The organism is Flavobacterium sp., assembly GCF_036741995.1.
Taxonomy (GTDB): Bacteria; Bacteroidota; Bacteroidia; order Flavobacteriales; family Flavobacteriaceae; genus Flavobacterium.
Genome location: NZ_DAINRG010000066.1, coordinates 1 through 10,744 on the forward strand (window position 1 = coordinate 1; position 10,744 = coordinate 10,744).

Consider the following 10,744-nt stretch of genomic DNA (forward strand, 5'->3'; position numbering starts at 1 on the left):
CAGATTACAATTACTAGCTCCGTTTGACGCTTGGGACGGGAAAAATATTACCGGCGCTAAGTTGCTTATCAAAGCTTTTGGAAAATGTACGACTGACCACATTTCAATGGCAGGACCTTGGTTGCGTTTCCGTGGGCATTTAGACAATATTTCAAACAATATGCTGATTGGTGCGGTGAATGCCTACAACCAGGAAGCCAACAAAGTTAAAAATCAATTGACGGGTGCCTATGATGCCGTTCCTGCTGTGCAAAGAGCATACAAAGCAGCCGGAGTTCCTTCAATTGTGGTGGGTGACCAAAACTATGGTGAAGGTTCTTCCCGTGAGCACGCTGCCATGGAACCTCGTTTCCTTGGTGTAAAAGCGGTTTTAGTAAAATCGTTTGCCCGTATTCACGAAACGAACTTGAAAAAGCAAGGAATGTTGGCGTTAACTTTTGCTAACGAAGCTGATTACGATAAAATTCAGGAAAATGATACTATCAATTTCTTAGACTTAACGGAGTTTGCTCCGGGCAAGCCATTGACGTTAGAGTTTGTTCATGCGGATGGTTCGAAAGATATCATTTTAGCAAATCATACATACAACGAAAGCCAAATTGGTTGGTTTGTGGCTGGTTCAGCTTTGAACTTGATTGCCGCTGGGAAAGCGTAACTTTAGAGTTTACCACATAAAAAAAGCTCCGCATTTTGCGGAGCTTTTTTTATTTAACCTTTTTATAAATTTCCTTCAGACCGTTGTTCCAATCTACCGTTTCATAGTAGAAATCAACTGCGGTTAGATTATTCTTTTTTCTTATAACACATTTGCCGGTCACATTAGCTTCGCAACCGTTCACTGTTATTTTGGTGTTGGTAGTCAATTTATTGGCTACATATAAATCATAAACTTTACTTGCAATATCTTGACGGATTGTCATTTTAGAATTGAATGTGCTTATAATAACCATTCCTTTTTGAGAACGAGCTACTAATTCCATTCCATTGTGTCCGTAATTGTAAGTTGCAACTTTTGAATCTTCAGGGGTAGTGAAGGCAAAAGTGGTCATTATCAGTAAACTAAAAAATACTTTCGTCATAAATTTGATTTGAGACTTCAATTTTGAACGCGAAAAATAGTAATTATTTTTATACAGCAATGGTTTATTAACAAAAAAATGTTGATAAAAGCAAAAAATCCGTTTAACTACATAAAATTAAACGGATTTTTCTGAATTAAATTAACTATTAATAGTAAGTATAGCGTCTAACTTTGGCAATATATTTGGCCAAACGAATCACTTGATGGCTGTAACCATACTCGTTATCATACCAAACATAGAGTACAATATTTTTCCCGTCACCGGAAACAATGGTTGCATTACTGTCATAAATAGAAGGTTGCGCCGTTCCAACAATATCGGAAGAAACCAGCTCGTTATTTAGTGAATATCTGATTTGTTCTACTAATTCGCCTTCCAGAGCGTATTTTTTCATGATGGCATTGACTTCTTCTATAGAAGTAGCTTTGCCAACTTCAAGATTTAAAACCACCAAAGAACCATTAGGTACAGGAACACGAATCGCATTTGAAGTTAATTTTCCAGCCAGGCTTGGCAAAGCTTTGGCAACTGCAGTTCCGGCACCGGTTTCGGTGATTACCATATTCAAAGCAGCGGCTCTGCCACGACGGTATTTTTTATGCATATTGTCTACCAAATTTTGGTCATTGGTATAAGCATGTATAGTTTCTAAATGTCCTTTGACTACGCCAAGTGTTTCTTCAACCGCTTGCAATACCGGAGTAATGGCGTTGGTAGTACAGGAAGCCGCAGAAAAAATATGCACTTCATCCGGATTATAATCATTATGGTTTACACCGTAAACTATATTGGGTACTCCTTTGCCTGGAGCGGTCAATAAAACTTTGCTAACTCCTTTTGAAACTAAATGGCGTTGTAGTGCTTCATCATTAGTAAAAGCTCCAGTATTATCAATAACCAAAGCGTCTTCGATTCCGAATTGCGTATAATCGATTTCTTCCGGTGAATTGGCCGTGATGACATGAACTGTAGTTCCATTGATGATTAAGGCATTGTTTTCGGCATCAGCCTGAACCGAGCCTTCAAAATCGCCATGAACCGAATCGTAACGCAATAAAGAAGCTCTTTTTTCCAATGATAATGCGTCATTTCGGTCACGAGTAACAATAGCACGCAAACGCAATTGTTGCCCTTTTCCAATTTTACTCATCATTTCACGAGCCAGTAAACGACCAATACGACCAAAACCATAGAGCACTACGTCTTTGGGTTTAATGTTTTTGAAATCTCGGGCGTTTCGCAATTTATCAATGACAAATGCTTTGGCATCGTGGTATTTATTGTCTTCTAAATGATATTCGTAAGTCAATTTTCCGATATCAATTCGGGAAGGAGGTAAGTCTAAATTTAGAATGGCTCTCGCAATTTCCACCGAATCGAAAACATTGATGGGTTTTTGAACAAATTCACCGGCATATTCATGCAGATTCATAATATCACCAACATTTCTGTCGATTAACTGGTTTCTGAAAAGAACCAATTCGATGGATTTGTCATACCATAAATCGCTGATAATTTTGATGAATTCCACACCAGCCTTTCGTCTGTCGGCCTGAAATGATAATTCCTTCTCGTATAAAGTGTTGCTGTTCATAAAAGAAATAAGTGTTTAGTTGTGTTTGAAATAAAAAATTTGGCGCAAAAATAGTGATTAGATGTCTTTTACGAAAACGATTTCGTTACTTTTTTAAAATAAAAAAGCCAATCCTTTTTGGGAATGGCTTTTAACAAAAGTAAGTAAGATGAATTATAATATTATCTGAATAATTTGACCAATGCCATTAATCATTTGGATGTTGACACTTTGATTTTCGTCTTTATTGTTTAAAAATTTGGAAATGCTTTCCACGTCGGTTGCTTTTACATTGTCTACTGAAAGAATGATGTTGCCTTTGAGTTGGTCACTGTAGGGAGCCAAATTTTCGTTGTTGATATTTTTAATGCGAACTCCATAATCGATTTTGAATTTCTTTTTGTCGGCCGCACTAATATTTTCCAATTCCAAACCTTTAAATTCAGTGGTAACTATGTCGTTTTTGATTAAAGTCACCGGAACTGTTTTGGTTTGTCCGTCTCTGATAAAAGTCACCTGAACTTTATCATTTGGTCTTTTCGTATTGATATAACCGGAAAGTTCTGCGTAATTGTCGATGTTTTGAGAGTCTAATTTTTTGATTACATCTCCTTTTTGCAACCCTGCTTTTTCGGCACCGGAATTTTTGGTCACTTTATTGATGTAAAAACCTTCCGTGTCTTTAATACCCAATTCTTGTGACGCTTTGCTGTTCAATTCAGAACCTTCGATGCCTAAAATTCCTCTTTGTACACCACCAAATTCCATAATGTCTTCAATGATTTTTCGGGTAATATTAGAAGGAATGGCAAAGGAATAGCCGGCATAACTTCCGGTTGGCGAGGAAATCATGGTGTTGATTCCGACCAATTCGCCGCGAGTATTTACCAAAGCACCACCGCTATTCCCCGGATTCACAGCCGCATCCGTTTGGATGAACGATTGAATTCCGTTAGTGTCTAAGTTTCTGGCTTTGGCCGAAACAATCCCGGCAGTCACCGTTGACGTTAAATTATAAGGATTCCCAACAGCCAAAACCCATTCGCCTACTTTCACCTGATCGGAATCGGCAAAAGTTGAGTAAGGTAATTTTTCGTCGGCACTAATTTTTAGCAAAGCAATGTCCATTTTTGAATCGGTGCCAATCACTTTTGCTTTGTATGTTTTGTTGTTGTTCAAGGTAACTTCAAGCTCGGTAGCATCTTTAATCACGTGATTATTGGTCACGATATAACCATCTTCCGAGATAATCACTCCCGAACCGGTTCCTACCTGTTCTTGTTGTTGTCCGCCCCGTTGCCCGTAGAAAAATTCCATAATCGGATTGGAAACCGTTCTAACGGAAACATTTTTCACGTGAACTACGGTGTGAACTGCATTTTCGGCAGCAGCAGTAAAATCAACTGCTTCCCCATTGAAACCAACGGTCTTGCCAAAATTGTTTGAGGCCATAGTTACAATCGAATTGCGATTGTCTTTTCCCTCGATAAATAATTTGTAAGCACCTAAAGTCACGGCGCCACTGCATAAAGAAACCAAAAATAAACTGGATAATCGTTTCATAGTCATTAACATTTTAAATTATTTATAGTAAAATTATAAATTTTCATTTTTTCGCTGAATGCCTTTTAACGCTCGTTTAACAATTTTTAAGTTAATCTTAATATTTGCTATATTTGTGTCAGCAAACACTACAATGAAAATTACTTTCACCAAATACCAAGGCACCGGAAATGACTTTGTCATGATTGACAACCGTCAAAATAATTTTCCAAAAGACAACATTCAGCTTATAGAAAAACTCTGCGACCGCCGCTTTGGCATCGGTGCGGACGGCTTGATTTTGCTCGAAAACGATACCAAAACGGATTTTCGCATGGTCTATTATAATTCCGATGGCAATGAAAGTTCGATGTGTGGTAATGGTGGCCGTTGTATAGTGGCTTTCGCCAAAAGTTTGAAAGCTATCGAAGATAATGAAACCGATTTTATTGCTACGGATGGTTTGCATCACGCTGCTGTTTTAGATAATGGAATGATTTCTTTGCAAATGAAAGATGTGGAGGAAGTGAAAATCGAAAGCGATTATGTTTTTCTGAACACCGGTTCGCCACATCATGTGATGCTGGTAGATGATTTGAAAAATTATGATGTCAAAAATATTGGGGCTCAAATTCGTTATTCTGATTTGTATGGAAAGGCGGGGAGCAATGTCAATTTTGTCAAACAATTAGGAGACAATCACTTTGCCTTAAGAACCTACGAGCGTGGTGTGGAAGATGAAACGCTATCCTGCGGAACCGGAGCTACAGCGGCAGCAATTGCGATGCATGCTCTTGGCAAAACCAAATCCCACCACATACAATTGGATGTTGAAGGCGGAAAGCTGGAAGTTTCTTTTGTAAAAGAAGGCAACAACTACACTAATGTCTTTCTGAAAGGACCGGCGACTTTTGTTTTTGAAGGAGACATAACATGGTAACACTACAAGGACAAAATTGTTTTCTCCGTGCTCTTGAACCCGAAGATTTAGAGTTTATCTATCGTATAGAAAACGACGAAAATATCTGGGAAGTTAGTAATACGCAAACACCCTACAGCAAATTCCTCATCAGGCAGTATCTTGAAAATGCCCATCAGGATATTTATGAAGCCAAGCAATTGCGTTTAGCCATATGTAAAAAAGAAACTTCAGAAGCTATTGGTTTGATTGATTTATTCGATTTTGATGCTAAAAATAAGCGGGCTGGGGTTGGTATTATTATTCAAAATGAAACCGACAGAAATAGTGGTTTCGGTAAAGAAGCATTAGGATTAGTCATTGAATACGCTTTTCAGCAATTGCAATTGCATCAGTTGTATGCAAATATTGGCACCAAAAACTCAGCGAGTTTAGCGCTTTTTACTACATTTGGATTTGAAAAAATCGGCGTTAAAAAAGACTGGAATTATACCAACAACTCCTTTCAAGACGAGGCATTGTTTCAATTAATAAAAAAAATAAACTAAATACATTTTAGGTTTTGAACACAAAGAGAAATACAATTTTAAAAGTTTTGGCAGCTGCTTTTCTACTGGTGGTGGTTGTGGTTTTTGTCAAGTTTTTTACTTCGGACACTAATTTTGACAAAGACGAAGTTTATGTTCAAATTCCAACGGGTTCTACTTATCAGGATGTGGAGAAAATCATTGCTCCTTTGGTCAAAAACATGAGTGATTTTGAATTTATTGCCAAGCGTCGTTCGTATCCTGACAATGTTAAACCGGGAAGGTTTTTATTAAAGAAAGGGATGAGTGCTTTTCAATTGGTAGCTGCCATGCGCAGAAATGTTCCCGTAAAATTAGCTTTTAACAATCAGGAAAGACTGGAAAATTTATGTGAGCGTTTGAGTTCTCAAATAGAACCGGATACTACAAAATTATTGGCGACTTTCCGCGACCCTGTGTTTCTTCAGAAAAATGGTTTTACCAAAGATAATGTGTTCGCCATGTTTTTGCCCAATACCTATGAAGTGTACTGGAATATTTCAGCAGAAAAGTTCAGGGATAAAATGCTGAACGAATACAACCGTTTTTGGACCAAAGAGCGTATTGCAAAAGCAACCGCTTTAAATTTGACTCCGGTACAAGTGATTACGTTGGCTTCGATTGTTCATAAAGAAACCGTTAAGAAAAGCGAAAGACCAACGGTAGCAGGCGTTTATCTGAACCGACTGAATCAGGGAATGTTATTACAAGCGGATCCAACCGTCATTTATGCTTTGAAATTAAGAGATAATGATTTTGACCAAATTATAAAGCGAGTGTTGTACAATGACTTGTTTATCAATTCTCCTTACAATACGTATCAAAATATTGGATTACCACCAGGACCAATCGCAATGCCTGATGTGGATGCGATAGATGCGGTTTTGAATCCGGATAAGAATGATTACCTCTATTTCTGTGCCAGTGTTGAGAAGTTTGGTTACCATGCCTTTGCTGCTACTTTGGCTCAGCATGAAGTAAACCGAAAAAAATATGTGGAATGGTTAAATGCACAAGGCACTAACCGTTAATTCTTGAAAACCAAGCGCTACATAATTGTACTGTTGTTTTTCACGAGTTTTGTTTTGGCACAAAATTCCATAGAGCATTTTTTAATACCTTCCGATACTTTAAATAAAAGCAGGCTCAAAACTGTGGTTATTTCTGAGTCTGTTATTGGTGCTGCTACTTTAGTAGGTTTAAATCAAGTTTGGTATGCTGATTATCCTCGTTCCAATTTTCATTTTATTAATGACAATGCTGAATGGCTGCAAATGGATAAGATGGGGCACGTCTTTTCTTCGTATCATTTGGGAAGTTTTGGCGCCAATGCTTTGAAATGGTCAGGCGCCAGTAGGAAATCGCAATTAATTTACGGATCAACATTGGGCTTGGCCTTTATGACCACTGTTGAGGTTTTTGATGGTTATTCAGCCAATTGGGGAGCCTCTACAGGTGATGTTCTTGCCAATGTCTCGGGAACGGCTTTGTATGTTTCACAGGAATTAGCATGGAAAGAGCAGCGAATTGTTCCAAAATTTTCCTTTCATACTACTCCTTATGCGTCAGCTCGCCCGGAAGTTTTGGGAAGTTCTTTGCAAGAGCAAATTTTAAAAGATTATAACGGGCAAACCTATTGGTTGTCTGCCAATATTTATTCGTTTGCCAAATCCTCTAAAATTCCAAAATGGTTGAATGTGGCTGTTGGCTACGGAGCCGAAGGAATGATAACCGGAAACGATGCCTTTGTGAACACCATTTTCCTGCCGGAAAGTAAAAGATATCGTCAATTTTATCTCAGTCTTGACGTTGACTTGACGAAAATCGAGACAAAATCTCATTTTGTTAAGACAATTTTAACAATTTTCAATTCCATCAAAATTCCAGCTCCAACGTTTGAAATCAAGGGGAACGGCGGGTCGAAGATGCATTTAATCTACTTTTAATGTAGTTTAACTGCTTGATATTCAATTTTATAAATTTAGTTGTATATTTGCACTCGGAAATTTCATGTCGGTGACAGCGCTTGAGAAATAACAATTAATGATAAAAAAAGGAATTTTTTACACATCAATCCTACTGACGGTAGCTTTCATAAGCTCCGGTTTTAAACCTTACAATTCCCAAATCAACGACGGTTTTCGTGTTGATGAAAACGAAGAACTTTTATATGTTTTTCCTTCTCAAAATAACATTGACTATGTGAATCTTAAAATCCCATTTATGGGTAAGTATTTTATTGGCTATAAAGAAGCCATAGCTCGAAAAGAATCTCAAGGGAAATACAGAAAAATTAATTCATTAGGGTATTTAGGAAAATACCAATTCGGAATGGAAACTTTAAAATCCATTGGAATTAATGATAGCATAGGGTTTTTGAACAGCCCAAAACTTCAGGAAAAAGCATTCGTTGCCTTGCTTTCAAAAAACAAATATGAGTTGCAAGACTATATTTCCTATTTTGAAGGAAGAATTGTAGACGGTGTTAAAATCACCGAGTCCGGAATTTTAGCTGCGGCGCATTTAGGCGGTTCAGGTTCGGTAAAACGTTTTCTGAATTCGAATGGCGAGAAAAAATGTAAAGATGATTATGGGACTTCGGTACGAACTTATCTAAGAGATTTTGGTGGTTTTGAAACTAAAGGAATCAAAGCAATTAAAAACGCTAAAGTAAAGTAATTACATTTTGTGAATAATAAAGATAGTAGGTCGGTTGTGTAAATCGACCTTTGTTTTTTTCCAATCGGCCACTCGAAACGTCTTGATATATTCTGTTGGGAGTGTTATATCAGTAGCAATGCAAAGTAGCGTGTTAGGTTGTAAAGCTTGTAAAAAATCTTCCAGTAACTTGTTGTTTCTGTACGGTGTTTCAATGAAAATCTGCGACTGATTTTTATCGTGGGATAGTTTTTCAAAGTTTTTCAGTGCCGATTTCTTTTCGCCTTTATCAATAGGAAGATAACCATTAAAAGCAAAACTTTGCCCATTCATGCCGGAGCCCATCATGGCCAATAGAATAGAGGAAGGGCCAACCAAAGGCACCACCTGAATCCCTTTTTCATGAGCGATTTTTACAATAGCAGCTCCAGGGTCAGCAACACCGGGGCAACCGGCTTCGCTCATTAATCCAACATTTACGCCACTAAGACAGGGAGCAATCATGGCGTTATGTTCCGTAATTTCGGTATGTTTATTAAGGGTCGAGATTTTCAAGCTGGCCTGAACTTTTTCAGGATGAATGGATTTGATGAATTTTCGTGCCGTTTTTTCGTTTTCAACGATATAAAAGTCGATAAAATCGATAGCCCTTTTCACGGTTTGTGGTAACACATCGTGAGGATCCATTTCGCCCAAAGTAGTTGGGATTAAGTATAATTTTCCTCTGAGTGTTACTGGTTTCATCTGTTTGGATTTGTTGTTTTATTTGTCAGATGATACGCTGTTGGTGGAGTAGGAATGTTTTTCAATTAATTTTTTGGCCAAAATATCGCAAGTTTCATCTAACATTTCATAAACCATATCAAAACCATTTTGCAACCCGAAATAAGGATCAGGAACATCAACATTTTCACCGGGAAATAATTGGTTCAAAATCATGTCGACTTTATTTTTATGGGTTTCATTTTTGGCTAAATCTATTACATTGTCATAATTGGAACTGTCCATTACATAGATATAATCAAAATCGTCAAAGTCCTTAGCAGTAAATTGTCTTGCTTTTTGATTGGTAATATCCAAGCCATTCTTTTGTGCCACAAGGATTGAACGCTGATCAGGCTGCTTGCCAATATGGTAACTTCCTGTTCCTGCGGAGTCTACGATAAATTTATCTTGTGGAAGTTTTGAAGCGAGAAGTCCTTCTGCCAATGGTGATCGACAAATATTCCCCAAACAAACCATTAAAATTTTAACGGGCATAACATTTTTTCTAAGTTGCAAACTTAGTCAAAAAGCAAATTATAGTGATAATTTTTTGTGAATATCTTCTACAAATTTTTTGAACTGTTTGTCAGTAGAAACTAAGTTGTCAACTGTTTTGCAGGCGTGTAATACCGTAGCGTGATCTCGGTCTCCAATTTGGGAACCGATATTGGCCAAAGAAGATTTGGTAAATTTCTTGGCAAAAAACATGGCCAATTGACGCGCTTGTACTACATGGCGCTTTCTGGTTTTAGACTGTAAAGTATCAATGTCTAACTGGAAATAATCCGAAACTACTTTCTGAATGTAGTCAATGGAGATTTCACGTTTTACGTTTTTAACAAATTTCTCTACTACGCTTTTGGCTAAATCTAAGGTTACTTCTTTTTTGTTAAAAGAAGATTGAGCGATTAAAGAAATGATAGCGCCTTCTAATTCTCTGACGTTAGATTTGATATTTCTAGCTACATATTCTACAATTTCTTCCGGCATTTCAACGCCATCACGGTATAGAATATTTTTTAAGATGGAAATTCTGGTTTCGTAATCCGGTTGGTGTAATTCCGCTGATAATCCCCATTTGAAACGCGACAACAAACGTTGTTCAATATCTTGCATGTCAACAGGAGCTTTGTCCGAAGTAAGGATTACTTGTTTTCCGTTTTGGTGTAAATAATTAAAGATATGGAAGAAAACATCCTGAGTTCCCGATTTCCCGGAAAGGAATTGAACGTCATCAATGATTAATACATCAATCAATTGGTAGAAATGAATAAAATCATTTCGGTTGTTTTTCTTAACAGAATCAATATATTGTTGTGTAAAAACTTCGGCAGAAATATATAAAACCGTTTTTTCCGGATATTTATCTTTGATTTCAACACCAATAGCGTGTGCTAAATGCGTTTTTCCTAATCCAACGCCACCAAAAATTAACAATGGATTGAATGAAGTCCCTCCCGGTTTGTTGGCAACAGCCATACCGGCTGAACGCGCTAAACGGTTGGAATCTCCTTCAAGGAAGTTATCAAAGCTATAATTAGGATTAAGTTGCGACTCAATTTTTAGGTTTCGGATTCCCGGAATTACAAAAGGATTTTTTAATTCAGGATTCAAATTCTTAAAAGGAGCATCAACGTCT

The 10,744-nt window shown here is 37.4% G+C and carries 11 protein-coding genes and 1 pseudogene; 6 read left to right on the forward strand and 6 right to left on the reverse strand.

What is annotated here, in order from left to right; all coding sequences use genetic code 11:
• Positions 1 to 655, forward strand: a pseudogene (locus V7D82_RS12595) (aconitate hydratase); the annotation flags it as partial.
• Positions 656 to 704: 49 nt separating this feature from the next.
• Here V7D82_RS12595 and V7D82_RS12600 read toward each other — a convergent pair.
• The 3 genes from V7D82_RS12600 to V7D82_RS12610 all read right to left on the reverse strand — a co-directional run bounded on the left by V7D82_RS12600 (position 705) and on the right by V7D82_RS12610 (position 4,218).
• On the reverse strand, positions 705 to 1,079 hold the full coding sequence (locus V7D82_RS12600; protein ID WP_333601325.1) for a hypothetical protein: 375 nt from the start codon (positions 1,077 to 1,079) through the stop codon (positions 705 to 707).
• 148 nt (positions 1,080 to 1,227) lie between these two features.
• Positions 1,228 to 2,676, reverse strand: coding sequence for a glyceraldehyde-3-phosphate dehydrogenase (locus tag V7D82_RS12605; RefSeq protein WP_333601326.1), 1,449 nt, complete (start codon positions 2,674 to 2,676; stop codon positions 1,228 to 1,230).
• A gap of 153 nt (positions 2,677 to 2,829) precedes the next feature.
• The gene (locus V7D82_RS12610) at positions 2,830 to 4,218 is read right to left on the reverse strand and encodes a S1C family serine protease (RefSeq protein WP_333601327.1); all 1,389 of its coding nucleotides are present in this window, start codon (positions 4,216 to 4,218) and stop codon (positions 2,830 to 2,832) included.
• A gap of 133 nt (positions 4,219 to 4,351) precedes the next feature.
• Here V7D82_RS12610 and dapF point away from each other — a divergent pair, with 133 nt between their 5' ends.
• The 5 genes from dapF to V7D82_RS12635 all read left to right on the forward strand — a co-directional run bounded on the left by dapF (position 4,352) and on the right by V7D82_RS12635 (position 8,361).
• Positions 4,352 to 5,137 (forward strand): diaminopimelate epimerase, encoded by a 786-nt coding sequence (gene dapF / locus V7D82_RS12615; protein ID WP_333601328.1) that lies wholly within the window; start codon positions 4,352 to 4,354, stop codon positions 5,135 to 5,137.
• Positions 5,131 to 5,664, forward strand: coding sequence for a GNAT family N-acetyltransferase (locus V7D82_RS12620; protein WP_333601329.1), 534 nt, complete (start codon positions 5,131 to 5,133; stop codon positions 5,662 to 5,664). The genes dapF and V7D82_RS12620 overlap by 7 nt, the downstream gene beginning before the upstream one ends.
• Before the next feature lie 14 nt (positions 5,665 to 5,678).
• The gene (gene mltG, locus V7D82_RS12625; protein WP_333601330.1) at positions 5,679 to 6,713 is read left to right on the forward strand and encodes an endolytic transglycosylase MltG; all 1,035 of its coding nucleotides are present in this window, start codon (positions 5,679 to 5,681) and stop codon (positions 6,711 to 6,713) included.
• Positions 6,714 to 6,716: 3 nt separating this feature from the next.
• On the forward strand, positions 6,717 to 7,628 hold the full coding sequence (locus tag V7D82_RS12630) for a DUF2279 domain-containing protein (RefSeq protein ID WP_333601331.1): 912 nt from the start codon (positions 6,717 to 6,719) through the stop codon (positions 7,626 to 7,628).
• Between the two features lie 97 nt (positions 7,629 to 7,725).
• Positions 7,726 to 8,361, forward strand: coding sequence for a peptidoglycan-binding protein LysM (locus V7D82_RS12635; RefSeq protein WP_333601332.1), 636 nt, complete (start codon positions 7,726 to 7,728; stop codon positions 8,359 to 8,361).
• Here V7D82_RS12635 and V7D82_RS12640 read toward each other — a convergent pair whose 3' ends face one another.
• The 3 genes from V7D82_RS12640 to dnaA form a co-directional block, all read right to left on the reverse strand.
• Positions 8,362 to 9,084 carry an SAM-dependent methyltransferase gene (locus tag V7D82_RS12640; protein WP_333601333.1) on the reverse strand — a complete coding sequence of 241 codons (723 nt, stop codon included), beginning with the start codon at positions 9,082 to 9,084 and terminating at the stop codon, positions 8,362 to 8,364.
• Between the two features lie 18 nt (positions 9,085 to 9,102).
• Positions 9,103 to 9,600 (reverse strand): low molecular weight protein-tyrosine-phosphatase, encoded by a 498-nt coding sequence (locus tag V7D82_RS12645; protein ID WP_333601334.1) that lies wholly within the window; start codon positions 9,598 to 9,600, stop codon positions 9,103 to 9,105.
• A gap of 39 nt (positions 9,601 to 9,639) precedes the next feature.
• Positions 9,640 to 10,744, reverse strand: a 1,105-nt coding sequence (dnaA, locus tag V7D82_RS12650; protein ID WP_333601335.1) for a chromosomal replication initiator protein DnaA, incomplete at its 5' end; no start/stop codon positions are given.

Bases quoted from the DNA above. Each gene is read 5' to 3' on its own strand.
- V7D82_RS12640 (WP_333601333.1), bottom strand. From the start codon at position 9,084: ATGAAACCAGTAACACTCAGAGGAAAATTATACTTAATCCCAACTACT.
- V7D82_RS12635 (WP_333601332.1), top strand. From the start codon at position 7,726: ATGATAAAAAAAGGAATTTTTTACACATCAATCCTACTGACGGTAGCT.
- V7D82_RS12645 (WP_333601334.1), bottom strand. From the start codon at position 9,600: ATGCCCGTTAAAATTTTAATGGTTTGTTTGGGGAATATTTGTCGATCA.
- V7D82_RS12620 (WP_333601329.1), top strand. From the start codon at position 5,131: ATGGTAACACTACAAGGACAAAATTGTTTTCTCCGTGCTCTTGAACCC.
- V7D82_RS12610 (WP_333601327.1), bottom strand. From the start codon at position 4,218: ATGAAACGATTATCCAGTTTATTTTTGGTTTCTTTATGCAGTGGCGCC.
- V7D82_RS12605 (WP_333601326.1), bottom strand. From the start codon at position 2,676: ATGAACAGCAACACTTTATACGAGAAGGAATTATCATTTCAGGCCGAC.
- dapF (WP_333601328.1), top strand. From the start codon at position 4,352: ATGAAAATTACTTTCACCAAATACCAAGGCACCGGAAATGACTTTGTC.
- V7D82_RS12600 (WP_333601325.1), bottom strand. From the start codon at position 1,079: ATGACGAAAGTATTTTTTAGTTTACTGATAATGACCACTTTTGCCTTC.